Source organism: Chitinophaga deserti, from assembly GCF_003149455.1.
Lineage (GTDB): Bacteria > Bacteroidota > Bacteroidia > Chitinophagales > Chitinophagaceae > Chitinophaga > Chitinophaga deserti.
Window position 1 is genome coordinate 94,162 of record NZ_QFFK01000010.1, and the last position, 19,593, is coordinate 113,754.

Genomic DNA, 19,593 nt, shown 5'->3' on the forward strand with positions numbered 1-19,593 from the left:
GGATAAAATAACATGTATGGAGCGCCTTATGCGGGTAACCTTTGAAAGGTATGTCCGGGGAGGGCGCGCACCATGCCCAGCATTTCCAGTGTGAGCATATCGCCTGCCACCTGGCTGCGCGGAATGCCGCTTTTATACTGGATTTCGTCCATACTCAGGCGCCCTTCGCCGATCATGTCGAGGATGAGGCGCTGCTGTGGTTCCAGGTCCCGGAAAAGTGCCGTCTGGATAGCTGCTTGTGGCGAAATGGCCGCCTGCCGCCAGTTTAATTGCGCCGCAATATCTTCCGCAGATGTCACCAATGCGGCTTTATTTTCCCGGATAAGGGCAAGGCACCCGGCAGATGCGGCATCTCCGATTCGGCCGGGGATTGCCATTACATCACGGTTGTAGCCATTCGCCAGATCTGCAGTTATAAGTGATCCCCCGCTTTCCCCGCTTTCCATAACAAGTATTCCGTCGCAAATACCCGCCACCACCCGGTTCCTCCGGGGAAAGTGCATCCTGTTTAGGGCGGTGCCGCTGGGGAAATCGCTGATAAGCCCTCCCGATTCCCGCATTTGCCGGGCTATGCGGGCATGCTGGGAAGGATACAGGCGGTCCAGCCCGTGAGCCAGCACGCCGATAGTAGGCAGTCCCGCTTCCAGTGCGGCCTGGTGTGCGGTAATATCAATACCATATGCCATACCGCTCACTATGGTAACATTGAATGGCGCCAGGGCACTCACCAGGGCTTTGCAGCAGGCAACGCCATAAGCAGTAGGCCTCCGGGTGCCAACGATACCCAGCATGCGGGGCGCCTGCAGGTTAACGGCTCCGCCTGCATACAGTAAAACAGGAGCATCCCAGCAATGGCGCAGCTTTGCGGGATAATCTTCATCCGTCCAGAATATTGCGCGGATATTATTCCGTTCCATGAACCTGATTTCCGCATCCGTACGGTCGAAATCCCTGAATGCCCGGATGGCAGCTGCCCGGGAAGGACCAACAGCAGCTATACGCTCCAGTTCGCGGCGGGAAGCTTTAAAGATGGAAGATGCATCACCGAAGTGTTCGATGAGATGGCGCGCAACCACATCCCCGATCTGCGGAAGGAAAGAAAGCGCTATGCGGCACTGGGTTTCTGTTGCCATGGATGAAAAATTAAGGAATCGAAACTAGGGGAATTCCCGCAATTAAAATCGGAGCATATCTCCGTTTTTCGGGGATATTCCCTGTTCTTTTTTGATGCTCCAAACAGAATAATCCCGACTTTTGTGCCGTTACCTCCTTACTTACATTTTAACCATCCGTATATGCGTTACGTTTGCTTTTTCCTCCTCATTATCGTATCAGCCTGCAAAACTGCCGGTCCGGCTGCTACAGGTGTTTCTTCAGCACAGCAAAATACATTATCTGCCGGCCCTGCCTGGGCAGCATTGTGGCAGCAGCGTGCGGGAGAATACAAGGCTTTGTGCCTGCAGGCTTACCGCTCAGCAGGTGCAAGGGTGGAAGAAATGCGCCATCAGCAAACGCTCCGGCCAAGGGCCATCGTTACTGATATAGATGAAACCATACTGGATAACAGTCCTTATTCCGCCGCAACTGCACTGGCAGGTAAAACATGGTCGCAGGCTTCGTGGGAAGAGTGGACAGGGAAAGCCGCAGCAGAACCAGTTCCCGGCGCGCTGGCATTCTTTAAGTTTGCGGCGGAGAGCGGCTTTACCATTTACTATATCACCAACCGCCTTGAAAGCGAACGCGCAGCTACATTGAAGAACCTACAGCGCTGTGGATTTCCGCAGGCAGACAATGATCATCTGTTAATGTCTGCCGGTAATTCCGATAAAGAGCCTCGCCGCAAAGAAGTAGCGATGAAATTTGAGATAGCCATGCTGGTAGGGGATAACCTCAATGACTTCTCCGATATATTTTACAAGCTGCCGGCGGAAGTACGCAATGCAAAAGTAGAAGAGATAGAGCAGGGGCTGGGAAGTAAATACATCATGATCCCCAATGCCATGTACGGCGATTGGCTGAGTGCACTCATTCCTAAAGGCGCCCGCCCTGATAGTGCCCTGCGCAGTGCAATCCGCGTGAATTAACCGCTAAAGCATGAATAAGATTAATCAATGGAAACCATCCCGTAGTACGGCTTTGGCAGTTGAGTGCAATTCACTGAATTGTACTTAGTTTCTGAAGGATTTATGCTGCACAATAATTGTTACATAGAATATCACCTCCTTTCTCCCAATTCATTAACCTCCAATGTGATATATCGATAGGTTTTCCCGTTACCCGCAGGTGGAAATAAAAGCATTATCGTAAGAAATATTGCGGTAGAATGCACACGGTTTTTTCCATTGCATTTTTTGTTGCTGCGATTAGTTTATACAACAACCTGATTTCTGCATATATGATTACATGTAATGCAGTATTGAATATTGCCTGTTAATGTTTTTCACTTCTGCATGAAACGCCCCGCCAGTATACATTGCCCGGCTCTGTGATGGAGATTTGAATATCAGACATTACTCTTCCAGCAATCCAAATTGCGTGAAGTGATGACGGAAATGCTTCTGATGAAAACGCTGCCAGTCCTCATACCCGATGGGTCCAAAAACAATATGAATCGCCTGATGAGCAGGGTTTTCTGTGTAGAACCTGAAGAAGCCGGCCAGCGCCGCCAGCATATGCTGAATTGCAGTCTCTAAATCAGGATAACGATTACGCCCTTCCTTTACCAACGGGTTGCGGAACCCGCGCGACAAAGGCTTATCAGTATGGAGCCATTCAATCATTTGCGGGAGCTTTTCAGGAGGCACCAACACCTGCACCGGCATATCACCTGTTGAATGAAGGAGTATACTTTCCAGGTGTTCTATCATCTGCTGTGCGGTCATCGATCCCCAAACCGGTGTAGCGGAAGGCTCCAGCCTGTTTAGTAAAGGGACCAGTACATCGGTTTGGGCAAGCGGGAATAATTGTTCCATATTCTTTTACTGTAAGCTGATGATCCTGAGTTCGGTTCTCCGGTTTTGCGCACGGCCTGCTTCGGTATCGTTACTGTCTAAGGGTTTGGTTTCCCCATACCCTTTTGCTTTCAGCCTTGTTGCGGTAATACCATTTTGTGCAAGGTAATCTACAACAGATTTAGCGCGGTTGAGCGACAATTGCAGGTTAGCGGCATCACTGCCAACATTGTCTGTATGTCCGCTGATCTCCACCTGCAGGTTTGCATTTTCTTTGAGGAAAGCTACCAGCTTATCCATCTCCGTTGCGGATGCGGGCTCTAATACATACTGGTTAGACGGGAAGAAGATGTTACGAAGCACCAGCGTTGCATTGGCCTCTATGGGAATGAGCGGAATGTTTTTCTCGAAGGGCTTGCCTTCCTGATTGCCGGTGAGAGAGAAGTTATCTGAATAGAACAGGTAACCTTTCCGGGTTACGTTAAAGGCATAGTCTTTCCCGGTGGGCAGGGGTACCAGGTAATCGCCGTTTTGATTACTGCGGATGGTGGCCACCTGCTGGCGGGTGGAGAGTTCAATAAGATTGAGTTCAGCCGGCAGGCGTTGCTGTGTTTTAGCATCAAACACGTACCCGCGGATGTAGAGCGTTGGAAGCGGACGGGCTTCGGGATATAGTTCGAAGCTATAGATGTCCAATGCCCCGCGAGAATCGCCCCGGTCGGATGCGAAGTATGCTGTGCGGCCATCGGCTGCTACTGTTAAACTGCCATCTTCTTCAATGGTATTGATGGGGTAGCCCAGGTTTACAGGATTTCCCCAGGAGCCATCAGGCTGTTTGCGGCAATAATAAAGGTCGAGGCCGCCGAAGCCGGGATGCCCGTCTGATGCGAAGAAGAGTGTTTGCCCGTCGGCATGCAGATAAGGCGTGGTTTCCCTGCCTTTGGTATTGATGTTAGGGCCAAGCCTTTCTGCGAGGGTCCACTGGCCTTCGGCATTCCGGGTGCTGAAAAAGATGTCGGAACCCGCGTCGGGCGTGGCACGCACGAAGTAAATGGATTGTTTATCGGGGGAAAGGCAGGGTTGGGATTCCCATACTTCCGTATTGATGGCAGGACCAATATTCTTTGGTTGTGTCCATCCGCCGCCGGCAGCGCGCATAGAGAAATAAATATCGCAGGAGCCGCGGCCGGTGGGGAAGTCGCAACCAGTGTAAACCAGCATCTCACCATCCTGGGAGATGTTCTGCGCTCCTTCGTTGAATGCGGTGTTCACGGGTTCGCCCATGTCTTTGGCAGAATTCCATAGCAGGCTGTCGCGCCCGGCAATAAAGAAATCTTCATTTCTGCCTCCCACGCGGCGGGTAAATACGAGTGTTTTACCGTCGATGGTAGGTGAGGGGAAGTATTCCGGATCGGGGGTATTTACGGATTCTCCGAGGTTATGCGGCTGGAAGGGAACGGGTTGTGTGGTAACGGCGAACTCCAGGTTCTTTTTAAGCTGCTTTGCGCGGGTAGAAACATTTTTTGCGGTGAGTTCATAGCGGCTGAGGAGGTCCAGCGCTTCGCGGAACTTACCGTTACCGGCCATGGCACGTGCCTGGGAAGGGGCAACGGATTTGAGACCTGTGGAATCGAGCTCGCCGAGTTTAAGGAAAGCCTGTTCTGCCTCCGTATACTGTTTCATGGCGAGATAGGTGAGGCCCATCTGTCCGTACGCATCAGGAAAAGCGGGTTTGGTGCGTACCGCTTCCTGGAGGAGGCGGATGGCTTCCGGATATTGATATTCCCGCATGGCGGTCATGGATTGTTCGAGCAGTTCCATGGCTTTACGGGTGGCTTTATCCGGCTGTTGGGCGAAAGCTTGCATGCTGATAAGGCAGCAGCATAACAGGAGTTTTTTCATAGTGACCTCTAAATAACGAAAAAAAAGCAGGCGCATTGCATGATGGCCTTACAGTGGAAGATGATCAGGGTACGTTCAGGTATTTATGGATCTGCAGGGAGATCTGCCATTTGGGATGGGCTTTCACGTAATCGATGATGAGAGGCGTCATTTCCTTCTCACGGCTCCATTCCGGCTGGAGGTATAGTTTGCAGGAAGGAGATGCCAAAGCAGCATACTTTTCTGCCCATGCAAAATCGGATTTGTTGTAAATAACGATTTTCAGTTCATGTGCAGCCTCACAAACTTCCGGCAGCGGGGCTTTAAACTTCTTGGGGGAAAGGGTGATCCAGTCCCACTCTCCGGATAAGGGAGAAGATCCGGATGTTTCCATATGGGTGCGGAAGCCTTCTGCATGGAGCGCCTTTGTGAGGGCGCCGAGGTCATGCATGAGGGGTTCTCCGCCTGTAATAACAGCAATACGGCCGGGGTGGGCGGCTGCTTCAGACACCAGCTCGCTCACAGGGCGCACGGGATGTTTGGAAGCATCCCAGCTTTCCTTTACATCGCACCATACGCAGCCCACATCACATCCACCTAAACGGATGAAGTAAGCCGCTTTCCCCTGATGGAGCCCTTCTCCCTGAATGGTGTAGAAGGATTCCATCACGGGCAGTACGGTTGTTGTATGTAGCGTTGCTGTCGTCATATTGCAAAGGTACGTCAATCTGGCTGGCTGCTTTTAGTTCTGGTTACCCTTAGTGCCGATGGCGGCCTGATAGGTGTTTTTCAGCAGAGCAGCGATGGTCATGGGGCCTACACCACCGGGTACCGGCGTAATGAAGCTCGCTTTGGGCGCTACTTCGGCATAGTTCACATCACCTACAAGGCGGAAACCGCTTTTCTTGGTCTCGTCCGGGATACGGTGGATACCTACGTCCACGATCACGGCACCTTCTTTTACCATATCGCCTGTCACGAAATGCGGGCGGCCTACAGCGGCTACCACGATATCGGCCTGGAGGCAGAGTTCCTTCAGGTTATGGGTATGAGAGTGACAAAGTGTAACGGTGCAGTTGCCGGGATTGCTGTTGCGGCTGAGCAGGATGCTCACGGGCGTGCCTACGATGTGGCTGCGGCCGATAACTACTGCATGTTTGCCTTTGGTTTCAATGTTGTAATGTTCCAGCATCAGCATAATACCGTAGGGCGTAGCCGGCAGGAAGGCGGGAAGACCGCTCACCATTTTACCCACGTTCATGGGATGGAAGCCATCCACATCCTTACTGGGATCGATGGTATTGATTACCAGTTCCTCATTGATGCGTTTGGGAAGGGGAAGCTGTACGAGGATACCGTCGATATCGGGGTTCTCGTTCAGCATAATAATATGATCGAGCAGGTGCTTTTCGGAGATGGTGTCTTCAAAACGGAGGAGGGTGCTGTTGTACCCGATTTCCGCGCATGACTTCACTTTGGACGCTACGTAAGTTTCGCTGGCGCCATCGTTACCAACGAGGATGGCTGCGAGGTGTGGGACTTTTTTGCCCTGTGCTTTCAAGGCGGCTGTTTGAATAGCCAGCTGGTCCTTAATTGCCTGAGAAGAGAGTTTGCCGTCTAAAATTTGCATGCGCAAAGGTAGTGAAAATGGCGGACAAACGAAAGGGGCTGCCTAGCCTGGCAGCCCCTAAACCAAATTGATAAATGAACGTAGGAATCTATAATTATAAAGGCAAAACGGTGTGTCAGAGGGTTGGTGCGGCAGCCAGGATCTCAGGATCGGCCTTAGCAGCGTATTTTTCAAAGTTTTTCAGGAATTGCGAAACCAGGTCGGCAGACTGGGCATCATATGCCGCAGGGTCGGCCCAGGTATTGCGCGGTTCCAGTATTTCGTCGGGCACACCGGGAACGGATTCCGGAATGGAGAGCCTGAACTGGCCGTAGATTTTGTAAGCGGCTTTGTCCAGCACCCCGTTCAGGGCGGCGGTGATCATGGCGCGCGTGTAGGAAAGCCTGATACGGGAGCCGGTGCCGAAAGCACCACCCGTCCAGCCGGTGTTGATCATCCATACATTCACCTCGTGCTTCCGCATTCTTTCACCCAGCATCTGCGCGTAACGGGCAGGGTGGAGGGGAAGGAAGGGTGCACCAAAGCAGGCGCTGAAGGTGGATTTGGGTTCCGTAATACCTGTTTCCGTACCTGCTACCTTGGCCGTATAACCGGAAATGAACTGGTACATGGCCTGTTCAGGAGTAAGCCGGCTGATAGGGGGCAGTACGCCATAAGCGTCGCAGGTGAGGAAGAAGATATTCTTAGGAATGCCACCGATAGAGGGCTCCTTGGCGTTGGCGATGTAAGAGAGCGGATAGGAAACACGGGTATTTTCCGTGATTTTGCCGCTGGCGTAGTTCACCTCGTTGGTATCGGGGAAGAACATCACGTTCTCCAGCAGGGCGCCTTCGCGCACGGCATTGAAGATAGCGGGTTCCTTTTCCGCGCTGAGATCGATGGTTTTGGCATAGCATCCGCCTTCGAAGTTGAAGACGCCGTCTGCCGTCCAGCCATGCTCGTCGTCCCCGATGAGCTTACGCTCAGGGTCTGCGCTGAGGGTGGTTTTGCCGGTGCCGCTGAGGCCGAAGAATACAGCAGTATCCCCTTCTGCGCCCTGGTTGGCGGAGCAGTGCATGCTCAGCACGTTGTGGGCATGGGGCAGCAGATAGTTCAGGATGGTGAATACCCCTTTCTTGATCTCCCCGGTATAGGCGGTGCCGCCGATGAGGATCATTTTACGGGTAAAGCTCACAACGGCGAAGTTATGTTGCCGGGTACCGTCGGTAGCAGGGTCGGCATGCAGGCCCGGGGCCTGGATAACGGTCCACTCCGGCTCATACTGCTCCAGCTCTTCCTCGGAAGGGCGCAGGAACATATTATATGCAAAAAGACTGCTATAGGGCGATTCCGTGATAACGCGGATGTTCAGCCGGTACGCCGGATCGGCGCAGGCCATACAGTCACGTACCCAAACGGGCTTGCCACTAAAGTAACGGGTGATCTTGCGGTACAGTTTCTCAAAGTTGTCAGCAGAAAATGGCTGGTTAAAGTCGTTCCAGTTGACGGTGTCGGCGGTCAGATCGTCTTTCACGATAAACTTGTCCTTCGGGGAACGGCCTGTGAACTCGCCCGTGTTGACGACTAACGCCCCTGTGCTGCTCAGACAGCCTTCCGAGCGCTGCAGCGTTTGCGCAGTCAGCTCGTCCGGGGATAGTTGGTAATGTACATCGGCGACGTTCTCTATGCCCAGTTCCCGCAATTCTCTGAGTGTATCCTTTACACTGCTGATTTGCATAAAGAAAGATTGTTTTGGTGTAATGGCAAAACTAGGGATTTTTTGATAACGTTAAATTTGATGGGTGTTGTGACGTACAATTTTGTTTGAAAATCTACTTTTAAGCGGTGTTTTTTAGAAAATATTCAATTCCACCGATTCCAATTTGTCCGAAAAGCAATTAACCCCTATAATATATTTATGGTGAATAATCTACCAGTATGGGGGAATATTGAACCGGTCGGGAAACGGCCGTTTGGCGGGTTTCTTATTTTCCGGTAAGTTTGACCTCAAAAGCAAGAAAAAGCAGTAAAAAAGACGCATAAATGAAATATTTGCCACTGGATCAACAGATCTTCATCAAGAACCGCAACAGATTTACGGCAAAAATGCAGCCCGGCTCCATCGCCATCTTCAACTCAAACGATGAGTTGCCCACCAATGGAGACGCTCTTCATCCTTTCCGTCAGAATTCAGACCTGTACTGGCTTACCGGTATCGATCAGGAAGACACGATGCTCGTGCTTTTTCCCGATAACCCGGACCCCAGGCACCGCGAAGTGCTCGTACTCGTAAGACCTAACGAACTGAAGGAAAAATGGGACGGCCACCGTCTTCGCCGCGAAGAAGCCACCGCCATTTCCGGCATCACCACCATCGTATGGCTCGATGCCCTCGATGCGCTGCTCCAGACATGGATTCACGATGCCGTGAACATCTACCTCAACACCAACGAAAATAACCGTAAGAGCAATTACGTTCCCGTACGCGATTACCGCTACGCACAGGAGCTCCGCACCCGCTACCCTCTTCATAACTTCCTCCGTGCCGCATCCCTCCTGAAAGAGCTGCGCTCCGTGAAAACACCGGAAGAAATAGCAGTGCTGCAAACGGCCATCGATATCACGGAAAAAACTTTCCGCCGCCTCCTCGGCTTCATCCGCCCCGGCGTGTTTGAACACGAGATCCATGCAGAAATCTGGCATGAATTCCTCCGCAACCGCGCCACCGGCGAAGCTTACGGTTCTATCATCGCCTCGGGCGACCGTGCCCGCACCCTCCACTACGTTTCCAATAACCAGGAGTGTAAAGACGGAGAAGTGATCCTGATGGACTTTGGCGCTGCCTATGGCGGTTACAATGCCGATCTTACCCGCAGCGTACCTGTAAACGGCAAGTTCACCAAGCGCCAGCGCGATGTGTATAACGCCTGCCTCCACCTGCACAATTACGCCAAAAGCCTGCTCAAACCGGGCATCACTATCGCAGAGTACCACACGCAGGTAGGTGTTGAAGCCGGTAAGGAATTCGTGAAACTGGGGCTGCTCACCGAGGCCGACATCAAAAACGAAGACCCGGAAACACCCGCATACCGCAAATACCTCTACCACGGCATCTCCCACCATCTCGGAGTGGATGTACACGACCTCGGTCCTTCTTTCCACAAGCCTATCCCCGACGGGGCGGTGCTGACCGTGGAGCCGGGTATCTACATCCAGGAAGAGCAGCTGGGCATCCGCATCGAGAATAACATCTGGGTGAAAGCAGGTGGCAATGTGGATCTCATGAAAAATATCCCCATCACGGCCGACGAAATCGAGGCCCTGATGAAAAAATAATGGCACCCGCCATCCCAAAGCCCCCCGCAAAGCGCAGGGGGCTTTTTTTGTGAACCTGCGGCAGGCATTTCACATATATTCTTCAATTTTTAATATTTTTCCGCCGGGAAACCGGGCACTTGTCCGAAAACGTTCCCAATCACTGGCGCTGGCGCCAACAACCGGTATCATGAAACAAATTCCTAACATCCTTACGCTGTCCAACCTTTTCTGCGGTGCGCTGGCCATTATTTTTATCCTGCACGCCCCGGAATACATCGCCGAATTCAACGGCACGGAATATACCATTACCAATCCTGAGCCGATTTACTGGGCAAGCGGACTGGTAGTGCTGGCCGGTATCATTGATTTCTTTGACGGATTTGTGGCGCGGTTGCTGAAAGTATCCAGCGAGATGGGTAAGCAGCTGGATTCGCTGGCAGACGTAGTATCCTTTGGTGTGGTGCCCGGTATGATCCTGTTCCGCCTCCTGCAAAGCGCTTACATGCAGATGCCGGATGTATATGATGTATCGGTTATCAACCTCGCTCCGGCGTTGCTGGTGCCCTGCTTTGCCGCATACCGCCTCGCAGTGTTTAACCTCGATACCCGGCAAACAGAGCACTTCATCGGCGTTCCCACGCCGGCTGTGGGCTTCCTGGTAGCTTCTTTCCCGCTGATTATGCTGTACAATCCGTTCGGACTGGCACAGTGGCTGGAAAACATCTGGGTATTGTATGGTATTATTGCGGCGTTGTGCTACCTCATGGTAAGTTCCCATCCCATGATCAGCCTGAAATTCAAAAACCTCTCGGTAAAAGATAACTGGACGCGCTTTTTACTGGTGATCCTCACTGTGGCGAGTATACCGGTATTGGGATATGCAACGGTGCCTTTTGTGTTTGCAGTATATGTTGTACTGTCCCTCATCGTACCCCCAAAGAGCCAGCATGGCTGATTCTGCAATTCCTTCCGGGGAATTTCATAGTAAATTGCTAGCTTTGCGTCTAAATTTTTCGAACAAATGACATTTACTGCGCATATCAACGTGATGCCGTTGAAAGAACTGCTGGACCCCCAAGGCAAGGCTGTGCTGGGCGGATTGAAGAACCTGGGCCTGGGAAATGTACACGACGTACGTGTAGGCAAGCACATTACGCTCCAGATCGACGCGGCTTCCAAAGAAGAAGCGCAACAGATCGCTGAAAACGCCTGTCAGAAACTGCTGGCTAACCAGGTAATGGAATCTTACGAAGTAAACATTCAATAAGCATTGTCTAGGCTCTACCTCATCCCATCGCCAATAGGAAATCTGGGCGACATTACGTACCGGGCCGTTAAGGTGTTGGAAACGGTGGAGCTGGTGCTCGCGGAAGATACCCGTACCTCGGGGATACTCCTCAAGCATTACGGTATCAGTAAGCCTGTAACACCTTATCATCAGCATAATGAGCATAAGGTGTTACAGCATCTGGTACAACAGTTAAAGGAAGGGCGCTCCATGGCGCTCGTAACCGATGCCGGTACCCCCGGCGTGAGCGACCCGGGATTTCTCCTGGTGCGCGAATGTATCCGCGAAGGGATTGATGTGGAATGCCTCCCCGGCGCCACTGCCTTCGTACCTGCCCTCGTAAACAGCGGCATTCCCATGAACCGCTTTGCTTTCGAAGGCTTCCTCCCCCTCAAGAAAGGCCGCCATACCCTGTTGACGCTCCTGGCTACCGAAACCCGCACCATGATTTTTTACGAATCGCCCCACCGCCTCGTAAAATCGCTGGAAGACTTTATACAGTACTTCGGAGAATCCCGCCAGTGCTGTGTGTCGCGCGAGCTCACCAAGATGTTCGAAGAGAACAAGCGCGGCACCCTCACCGAAGTGCGCGACCACTTTCAGGCCAAAGCCGTAAAAGGTGAAATCGTTATTATTGTGGAAGGAGTTCCTGAGTAACTTCGGTCAGTTCTATTTTTCTCCCGTCGTGATCTTCAACAATGGCATTGAAACCCCAAGCTGTTTCCGCAGGTTGTGAGATTATTTTTATGCCTTTTTTGTTCAGCAGGTTCACCAGTTTTTCCAGTGATGACACTTTGAAACCAAGTCTTGTTGTATTATCGGGAGAGGGTACACTTTTCGGCAAGGGGTAGATTTCCAGCACAAATCCGTTGCCAGTACTGGCATAATGGAAGGGACCATTCCCGTGTTTATGATATTCAAATGTAAATCCTAGCAGCGTATAGAAATCTTGCTGCTCCTGCATTTTATCGGTTTTGATGACAAGTAGGGAAAGCTCAGCCATATCTTAAAAGTAAAATCTTTTTTATTTGTTTTATGCTATCTGCGCCTCTTTAAACCGCAATGATCCTCCTCGAGCCGTAATCCACTGTTTTTCTTTGAAGTGATCCATCCAGTATCAGAAGGTCAAGTGCTTTCTCAATCGGGGCTTTACTTTCATTAAAGAAGGCTGCCAATGGCTTAAATCTTTCTGTTGTAGACATGTACAACTCAAAAAAGTAACTATTCAAATATCCGAATTCAGGAAAGGTAATAATAATGACTTCCAGTACTTGACCAGTTTCAATGTTTTCGAATCTGCATTCTGCTCCGTGCAGATGAAATTGCCATACTTCATTTAGTTGCCGGAGGTGCAGCCTGTAGCCTTCTGCAAAACGTAACTCATGTAATCCATCCAGCGTCTGCAGATCTACTCCGAATGTTTCAGCCATCAGCTGCATTAGACCATTGGCCTCTCTCCGGAATGATCTCGCACATTCCAGTACTGCTGCTTTATGGGGTAAAATTTTTTCTGTTGAAATGGAAGGAGAGATGTGAATGGTGCATTCCCGCTCCTGTATTCTTACATAATGATCCGGCAGGGAATAGGTAAGGGATGCGAAGTAATCTGTGGGAAGGTGGAAGTAGTGAAATGAAAAAGATGTTTTTGTTTTTAATAATGCCAGGAGTTCCCCGGGTGACATCAGTTTATCTCCCGGGCCAAATTGCATATCATAATTCATATCAGAAAGATAACAACTATCCTTCAACTCATGAAGGTTGCTGGATGCAGTGAACTTTATAATTGGTTAACAGTATATACAATTATGTGCATATAATATATAAACATCCATTTACTTACCTATGTTTTATCCCTTTATTAGGATAAGACATAGATAAGGTATAGATAAGTCATAGATAAGATATAGATAAGTCATCTCACTTTTTTCTGAGCTGTTACTGCGGATTTTGGATAATATAGTATTGGAGGTGGATAGCAGTAGCGTGTTTACAACTTTCGCAGAAAACGGAACGGTTGGTTTACATTTTTCGAAGGATATGAAAAGGCTGGCAGTCGCCGGATGAATTTTATTGAAGGAAGACTATGCTTAATGTAAACTATCCGGCGTGATGAATTATAGCCCAAACTGGATTCCTCCATTGGGAATATAATTAGACAGGTGGCATTCTGTATTTATTCGTGAAGACCTATTGATTCGAAATGTTAACCGGAAGGATTGATGGGTTAAAAAACAAATCACAATACTTTCATGAGAGCAGAAAGGTAATGCCTGCAGAAAGTAAACTGCTTTAGAAAAATCTATTAAACATGTTGTTTAAGATGCATTCCCGGATGGATCAATGGGTGTTGAACTGAATGAAGTTGTTCATATTATTGTAAGAAGCATTCTTGTTTTAGCTGCATACAATGTGAAACCTGCCGCATGTACGAAACTGCTGCGTGCCCGCACTACAACAAGTTTGCGCCGCATAAAACCAGTTATCATCCACATCCCGCCAGTTATCGATTTTTTTTGTGAATTAAATTTTATTACCTAATATTACATCGTTAGAAAAACCTTGGAATTGTAGCACAGCCCCAAACTCAGCACTATAAGAATTATAAGTTAGACCCCGGTTTCCAATAACATTATTTTCAGCGCAAACCCCGAAATCCATCACTGATGATTGATCAGGTTTTGAGCGCGATCATTGGTAAGTTGAACACATATATCGGTACGCTTGACCCTGAAGTTGTCCTCGGCAATATATCGTTCGCGGATGCCTATCAGGAAAATCCTTCGCAGAATGTGAGTGATAAGATCGTTGTGTCCGTTGTAAACATTCAGCAGGAAGAAACCTTGCGCAACCTGCCCTTCCGGCGTACGGTGTATACCAACGGTATTCCCGAAGTAGTGGAGCGGCAACCCGAGATACACCTTAATGTGTTCATCCTGGTCAGCGCCAATAAAAATACCTACAGCACAGCCCTGCAGCGCATCTCGCAGGTGATCGCTTTCTTTCAGCGGCAGTTTGTATTTACGCCTGCAGACACACCCGTGCTGGGAACCCTCCAGCTAAACCGCGTTATTTTCGACCTGTATTCCACCCGCTTCGAAGAGTTGAACCAATTGTGGAGCGTGATGGGAGGGAAATACATTCCGTCTGTTATCTATAAAATGAGGATGGCCGTTATCCAGGATGCTCCGCAGTCCGGCTCCGGCATCATCACTGAAATTAACCTGCAAACACAGGTACTTGGCACTAAAACCGAATAGCTTCGGCACGAATTGTTATTGAATAACCCCTTTGTGTAGTAACTATGGAAAAACTGGTTTGGCGTTATATCCCTGAATTCAGGATACGCATCCGTATCAACAACGCAGACCCCGGCGACGGCGTTCGCCTGATCCTTTCCCCCCTCAGTGAGGCGGTAGCAGCTAATTTCGGCTTGCTCATCCGTTCCTCTCCCGGCGGCCTTACTGCATTTTGTAAGCAACACCATAATGGCGTTACCTGGGTGCCCGCTACCGCACTCACACAGCCCGTGCAATTCACTTTCTGGCTCATCATCGATAAAGCCCGCGCAGCACTGCCCGATTTCTTTGAACAGGGCACGCAGCAGCTGGGGCGCCGCATTTTCTACGCCAGCAATCTCACCGCCGCAGGTGTTATCGACGCTAATCTTGCCGGTAACCTGGTAACCCTTACTGCCACCGCTAACGCAGGCAACGCAGAAAATGGTGCGCTCAGCGGTTATCTCCTTTCCCGTAAAGTAACACCCGGAGCATTTAACCAGATACGTGCCGGGAAGATCGCTGCGGGAGCCCCGGTCAGCTTTACCCTCAGCGAAGCCGTTGCGCCGCTGCAGGAGCGTGTGGGCCTCGACCTCAGGCCGCATCCGCGCGGGGCTTATGTAGTACGTCTCGAAGGCGGTGCCCCGCTGGAAGAAAAAGTAGTCTTCGACCAGAACGCCGCCACGGCCGATGTCTGCGGTGTGATCGACATATTTAAGCAAGCCTGGCACCTGGCCCCACAGCCACGGGAATACAGCATCAATTTTCAAAGAACCTGATTAAACTGATCGCTCATGTTAAACTTAGCAAATCTTAAAACCCCCGGCGTTTACATCGACGAGGTACCCAAATTCCCGCCGTCTGTGGCGCAGGTGGAAACTGCCATCCCGGCCTTCATCGGCTACACCCGGCTTACCACGCTGAATGGCAATTCGCTGGTGAACAAACCGGTACGCATCACTTCCATGGTGGATTACGAATCCATCTTCGGTGCACGGCTGGAAACATTCACCGCGCAGGTTAACACCGTAAACGGACAGCACGTGGTAGCCGCCGGTCCAACAGCGCCGGCAGCTCTTTTCAGAATGTACTATGCCATGCAGATGTACTTCTCCAACGGTGGCGGCCCCTGCTACATCGTTTCCATCGGAGCCGATACGGCCACGCCTCCTGCAGCCACCATCGGTAATTACACCGCGGGACTGGCAGCCATCGCCAAAGAAGATGAGCCTACACTGCTCGTGTTCCCCGATGCGCAGATCCTCAACCAGGGCGATTTCTATAATCTGCAATCGCTCGCGCTGGCACAGTGCGCCGATCTGAAAGACCGCTTTGTAATCATGGACGTGTTTAACGGTCATCTAGATTACACCAACCCCGGCAATACCAATGTGATCGATGATAATGCCAACGGCTTCCGTACCCTTATCGGCAACAACAACCTGTTATACGGGGCTGCTTATTATCCGCATCTCGAAACTTCGCTGACGCTGAATTATAACGAAGAAGCAGTTACCATTACAGGCTCCCTTAACGGCAACCCCGTTCCCGGCGCCATGGTGCTGCGGATTTTTGAGCCTACTGTTCCGCAGGAAGCCAACTCGCTGTATCACGTAGCGAATAAATTATATCATCAGATTAAAAATGCCATAACGGCCATGCCGGTGATCATGCCGCCCAGCAGTACCATTGCGGGCGTGTATGCCACCGTAGACGCCACACGTGGTGTGTGGAAGGCCCCGGCCAATACCAGTCTCCGTTTTGTACGCAGGCCGCTGGTTACTATCAGTGACGATGCGCAGGAGAATCTGAATGTGCATACAACAGGCAAGAGTGTGAACGCCATCCGTTCTTTCAGTGGTAAAGGTGTGCTCGTATGGGGTGCACGCACGCTGGCGGGTAACGATAACGAATGGCGCTATGTGAGCGTACGCCGTTTCTTCAACATGGTGGAAGAATCTACCAAGAAAGCATCCGAACCATTCGTGTTTGAGCCCAATGATGCCAACACCTGGGTGAAGGTGCGCGCCATGATTGAGAACTTCCTCATCCTGCAATGGCGGGCAGGAGCGTTGGCAGGCGCCAAACCAGAGCATGCTTTTTATGTGAAAGTGGGCCTTGGACAAACAATGACCGCGCAGGATATTCTCGAAGGCCGCATGATCGTGGAGATCGGTATGGCCGTGGTTCGTCCTGCGGAATTCATCGTACTCCGCTACAGCCACAAAATGCAGGAATCTTAACCTCTTAATCTGATTGGATATGGATTATAAGACCCCAGGCGTATTTGTCGAAGAGCTTTCGCTGATACCGCCTTCCGTAGCAGCCGTGGCAACAGCCATCCCCGCCTTCATCGGCCATACGGCGCTAACAACAGATCCGGGAGGGAAAACGCTTCTCAACCGCCCTGTCCGCATCACATCGATGCTGGAATACACTTCCCTCTATGGTGGTGCCTATACACCTGCCACCGTAACCGTGAAGCTGGACGCGCAGAATAACATCACTGACGTTACGCCGGTGAGCGGGCGTAAGTTCTTCCTGTTCGATGCGCTGCAGCATTTCTTCGACAACGGTGGCGGACCCTGCTACATAGTTTCTGTAGGTAATTACACGACAGATGTAACGTTGGGTAATGCTACCACAGGACTCCTCGGCGGCCTCACTGCCGTGTCTAAAGAAGACGAGCCTACCATCATCTGCGCGCCGGATACCTGTGCGCTGAAAGAAGGCGATGGAACACCCGACTTCGTAAACAGTGGCAACTTCCACAAAGCAGCCATTGCCCAATGCGCAAAACTGCAGGACCGCTTTGCCGTGCTTGATATCCCCGGCGGACAGCTTGGGCTTGCCCATGCAGAAAACCCTATCGGTAATTTCCGGACGCAGGTGGGCAACCAGGAGCTGAAATATGCAGCGGCGTATTATCCCTGGCTGCAATCATCCTACCCCCAAAATCTACGCTTTACCCAGCTCGCCTTCATCGACCAGGCCAATGCGGCTATCCCCGACGGTACTATCAACAATATTGTGCCGGCAGACAGTGCATTGGTAACCGGCCTGCGCGACAGGCTGCTGGAAGAAGCAAGGGTGTTCAGTAAAATACCATCCCCGGTACTTAACCGCAGCAACTATAACCCCATCAGCGCGCATTTTGAAACATTGCGCATGGGTGTAATGACGGCTATTAATGTAGCCAATGCCCGTACGGCATTTGCTCCGCTGATGACCTTTGTGCGCAACGTTGCCCTTTCCATGCGCAAGCTGGAAATGGATGCCGGGAATACTCCCGCTATGATCCATGTGCTGAATACACTGAAAGCCAATACGGATCTGCGGTTGCAACTCATTGCACTTATCGCGTTCGAAAAAAATGGCGCCATATTGTCCTCACATCCCGCTCCGCCGCGTACCGATGCGATGGTGAATACGGATTACACCGACCTCAATGCAACAGACTGGATTGCGGGTGCCACACTGGCTTCCATTCAGCCTGAACTCAATCCTTATACCGGTGCTACGCCGCTGGCTACCGTTCAGAACGTTGCCAATTCCGTGACGCTGAGCAAGGCGTTCGAGAAAGTGGCGGATGCATTTATGGCTGTATTGCAGGATGCTATTAACCGTACCGATAATGCAGAGCTGCTTCTTTTTACCCGGCATCCGTTCTTCAAAGGCGTGGTGGAAAGGGTGAAGTTTGAAATGAGCCTCCTGCCTCCGTCGGGTGCCGTGGCGGGTATTTATGCCGCTACAGACCGCACCCGTGGCGTATGGAAAGCACCTGCCAATATGAGCCTCCGTAGTGTGGTGGCTCCGGCAGTGAAGCTGAACGATCAGGAGCAGAGTGGGCTGAACGTGAATGAAAATGGTAAGAGCGTAAACGCTATCCGGGCATTTACCGGGAAAGGCATCCTTGTATGGGGTGCGCGTACGCTGGCCGGTAATGATAACGAATGGCGCTATGTGAACGTCCGCCGCTTTTTCACTTTCGTGGAAGAGTCAACAAAGAAAGCATCGGAGCCTTTCGTATTTGAAAACAACGATGCCAATACCTGGGTACGCATCCGTGCCATGCTCGAAAACTTCCTGACGCTGCAATGGCGGCAGGGCGCGCTGGCAGGGGCTACCACCAAGCAGGCGTTTTATGTGAAAGTAGGCCTCGGAGAAACAATGACTGCGCAGGACATACTGGAAGGCCGGCTGATCGTGGAGATCGGTATGGCAGCAGTACGGCCCGCGGAATTTATTGTGCTCCGTTTCAGCCACAAAATGCAGGAATCCTGATTTACTCATCCATCCATAAAAAACTGAGTTATGGCGAATTATCCGCTTCCCAAGTTCCACTTCCAGGTTGAATGGGGTGGGGCCAACATCGGGTTTACCGAAGTATCCGGCCTTGATGTTCAGATCGACCCGATCGAGTACCGCGATGGTGCCAGCCCGGAATACGTGAAAACGAAAATGCCCGGCATGATCAAGTACAGTAACATCACCATGAAACGTGGCACTTTCAAGGGCGACAATGAATTCTACAACTGGTGGAACACCGTGGCACTCAATACCATCGAACGCCGCAACGTTACTATCAGCCTGCTGAATGAAAACCACGAGCCGGTGGTGGTATGGAAGGTAAAGAACGCCTGGCCTATCAAGGTACAGAGCTCCGACCTTAAATCGGACGGTAATGAAGTAGCCATCGAATCTATCGAGCTGGCGCACGAAGGTCTGGTGATCCAAAACGAATAGCATATGTCTGCCTTTGACACCCCACAGGTCGGTTTTCATTTTCTCGTCCTTTTCGAGATCCTCCCGCAGTTTCCGCAAGACGTACGTTTCCAGGAAGTGTCGGGGCTCACGGTGGACATGGAAATGGAAACCGTAGCCGAAGGCGGCGAGCACCGCTTCGTGCACAACCTGCCCGTTCGCTCCAAATATGGTGATGTTACATTGAAACGGGGTAAGTTCCTCGGCTCAGGTGTGCTTCACTGGGCGCGGCAGGCTCTCGACGAATTCAGGTTCAAGCCCAGCAACGTCCTGATCTCCCTGATGAACGCAGATCATGTACCCCTGTATAACTGGTACCTCATCAACGCCATCCCCAAGAAACTCGAAGTAAGCGGCTTCAATGCCGGCAACAACGAGATAGTGGTGGAAACGCTGGTGCTCTCTTACCAGTATTTCAAGTACTACGATCCCATCAGCGTAGGGCTGGATCTTGCAGCTGGATTATCTGCATCCGTCGACATCAACATCGGCCTCTAAAAACATTCG

19 protein-coding genes are annotated in these 19,593 nt (G+C 51.0%); 11 read left to right on the forward strand and 8 right to left on the reverse strand.

What is annotated here, in order from left to right; genetic code table 11:
* Nucleotides 1–26 precede the first annotated feature (26 nt).
* Nucleotides 27–1,133 (reverse strand): DNA-processing protein DprA, encoded by a 1,107-nt coding sequence (gene dprA / locus DEV76_RS21360; protein ID WP_109699979.1) that lies wholly within the window; start codon nucleotides 1,131–1,133, stop codon nucleotides 27–29.
* A gap of 162 nt (nucleotides 1,134–1,295) precedes the next feature.
* On the opposite strand from dprA, the gene DEV76_RS21365 reads away from it, so the two are divergent.
* Nucleotides 1,296–2,084: a 5'-nucleotidase, lipoprotein e(P4) family gene (locus DEV76_RS21365; RefSeq protein WP_109699980.1), complete on the forward strand. Its 789-nt coding sequence runs from the start codon at nucleotides 1,296–1,298 to the stop codon at nucleotides 2,082–2,084.
* A 426-nt stretch (nucleotides 2,085–2,510) separates the two neighbouring features.
* Here DEV76_RS21365 and DEV76_RS21370 read toward each other — a convergent pair whose 3' ends face one another.
* The 5 genes from DEV76_RS21370 to pckA all read right to left on the reverse strand — a co-directional run bounded on the left by DEV76_RS21370 (nucleotide 2,511) and on the right by pckA (nucleotide 8,179).
* Nucleotides 2,511–2,972: a hypothetical protein gene (locus DEV76_RS21370; RefSeq protein ID WP_157963026.1), complete on the reverse strand. Its 462-nt coding sequence runs from the start codon at nucleotides 2,970–2,972 to the stop codon at nucleotides 2,511–2,513.
* Nucleotides 2,973–2,978: 6 nt separating this feature from the next.
* Entirely contained in the window at nucleotides 2,979–4,853 is a 1,875-nt protein-coding gene (locus DEV76_RS21375) for an OmpA family protein (protein WP_198652155.1), read from the reverse strand.
* 64 nt (nucleotides 4,854–4,917) lie between these two features.
* Nucleotides 4,918–5,541: a 7-carboxy-7-deazaguanine synthase QueE gene (locus tag DEV76_RS21380; protein ID WP_109699983.1), complete on the reverse strand. Its 624-nt coding sequence runs from the start codon at nucleotides 5,539–5,541 to the stop codon at nucleotides 4,918–4,920.
* 33 nt (nucleotides 5,542–5,574) lie between these two features.
* Complete coding sequence (locus DEV76_RS21385) at nucleotides 5,575–6,462, reverse strand: bifunctional 5,10-methylenetetrahydrofolate dehydrogenase/5,10-methenyltetrahydrofolate cyclohydrolase (protein WP_109699984.1); 888 nt, start codon at nucleotides 6,460–6,462, stop codon at nucleotides 5,575–5,577.
* Nucleotides 6,463–6,577: 115 nt separating this feature from the next.
* Nucleotides 6,578–8,179 carry a phosphoenolpyruvate carboxykinase (ATP) gene (gene pckA, locus DEV76_RS21390; protein WP_109699985.1) on the reverse strand — a complete coding sequence of 534 codons (1,602 nt, stop codon included), beginning with the start codon at nucleotides 8,177–8,179 and terminating at the stop codon, nucleotides 6,578–6,580.
* A gap of 305 nt (nucleotides 8,180–8,484) precedes the next feature.
* Here pckA and DEV76_RS21395 point away from each other — a divergent pair, with 305 nt between their 5' ends.
* The 4 genes from DEV76_RS21395 (at nucleotide 8,485) to rsmI (ending at nucleotide 11,704) form a co-directional block, all read left to right on the forward strand.
* Nucleotides 8,485–9,777: an aminopeptidase P N-terminal domain-containing protein gene (locus tag DEV76_RS21395; RefSeq protein ID WP_109699986.1), complete on the forward strand. Its 1,293-nt coding sequence runs from the start codon at nucleotides 8,485–8,487 to the stop codon at nucleotides 9,775–9,777.
* A 169-nt stretch (nucleotides 9,778–9,946) separates the two neighbouring features.
* The gene (locus DEV76_RS21400) at nucleotides 9,947–10,714 is read left to right on the forward strand and encodes a CDP-alcohol phosphatidyltransferase family protein (protein WP_109700102.1); all 768 of its coding nucleotides are present in this window, start codon (nucleotides 9,947–9,949) and stop codon (nucleotides 10,712–10,714) included.
* Nucleotides 10,715–10,780: 66 nt separating this feature from the next.
* A complete protein-coding gene (gene purS, locus DEV76_RS21405) occupies nucleotides 10,781–11,026 on the forward strand; it encodes a phosphoribosylformylglycinamidine synthase subunit PurS (RefSeq protein WP_109699987.1) in 246 nt (81 codons plus the stop codon).
* Between the two features lie 3 nt (nucleotides 11,027–11,029).
* Nucleotides 11,030–11,704: a 16S rRNA (cytidine(1402)-2'-O)-methyltransferase gene (gene rsmI, locus DEV76_RS21410; RefSeq protein WP_109699988.1), complete on the forward strand. Its 675-nt coding sequence runs from the start codon at nucleotides 11,030–11,032 to the stop codon at nucleotides 11,702–11,704.
* Here rsmI and DEV76_RS21415 read toward each other — a convergent pair.
* Entirely contained in the window at nucleotides 11,679–12,050 is a 372-nt protein-coding gene (locus DEV76_RS21415) for a VOC family protein (RefSeq protein WP_109699989.1), read from the reverse strand. The genes rsmI and DEV76_RS21415 overlap by 26 nt on opposite strands.
* Before the next feature lie 49 nt (nucleotides 12,051–12,099).
* Nucleotides 12,100–12,768, reverse strand: coding sequence for a DUF6896 domain-containing protein (locus tag DEV76_RS21420; protein ID WP_157963027.1), 669 nt, complete (start codon nucleotides 12,766–12,768; stop codon nucleotides 12,100–12,102).
* 942 nt (nucleotides 12,769–13,710) lie between these two features.
* Here DEV76_RS21420 and DEV76_RS21425 point away from each other — a divergent pair.
* From DEV76_RS21425 to DEV76_RS21450, 6 genes are read left to right on the forward strand one after another with little or no spacing between them, the layout of a single operon-like run.
* Entirely contained in the window at nucleotides 13,711–14,304 is a 594-nt protein-coding gene (locus DEV76_RS21425) for a DUF4255 domain-containing protein (RefSeq protein ID WP_109699991.1), read from the forward strand.
* A gap of 44 nt (nucleotides 14,305–14,348) precedes the next feature.
* Nucleotides 14,349–15,101, forward strand: a complete 753-nt coding sequence (locus DEV76_RS21430; RefSeq protein WP_109699992.1) for a hypothetical protein — start codon at nucleotides 14,349–14,351, stop codon at nucleotides 15,099–15,101.
* A gap of 15 nt (nucleotides 15,102–15,116) precedes the next feature.
* The gene (locus DEV76_RS21435; protein WP_109699993.1) at nucleotides 15,117–16,565 is read left to right on the forward strand and encodes a phage tail sheath family protein; all 1,449 of its coding nucleotides are present in this window, start codon (nucleotides 15,117–15,119) and stop codon (nucleotides 16,563–16,565) included.
* A 19-nt stretch (nucleotides 16,566–16,584) separates the two neighbouring features.
* Entirely contained in the window at nucleotides 16,585–18,606 is a 2,022-nt protein-coding gene (locus tag DEV76_RS26235) for a phage tail sheath C-terminal domain-containing protein (RefSeq protein WP_109699994.1), read from the forward strand.
* Nucleotides 18,607–18,636: 30 nt separating this feature from the next.
* Nucleotides 18,637–19,068, forward strand: coding sequence for a phage tail protein (locus tag DEV76_RS21445; protein WP_109699995.1), 432 nt, complete (start codon nucleotides 18,637–18,639; stop codon nucleotides 19,066–19,068).
* 3 nt (nucleotides 19,069–19,071) lie between these two features.
* Nucleotides 19,072–19,584 (forward strand): phage tail protein, encoded by a 513-nt coding sequence (locus DEV76_RS21450; protein WP_109699996.1) that lies wholly within the window; start codon nucleotides 19,072–19,074, stop codon nucleotides 19,582–19,584.
* Nucleotides 19,585–19,593 lie beyond the last annotated feature (9 nt).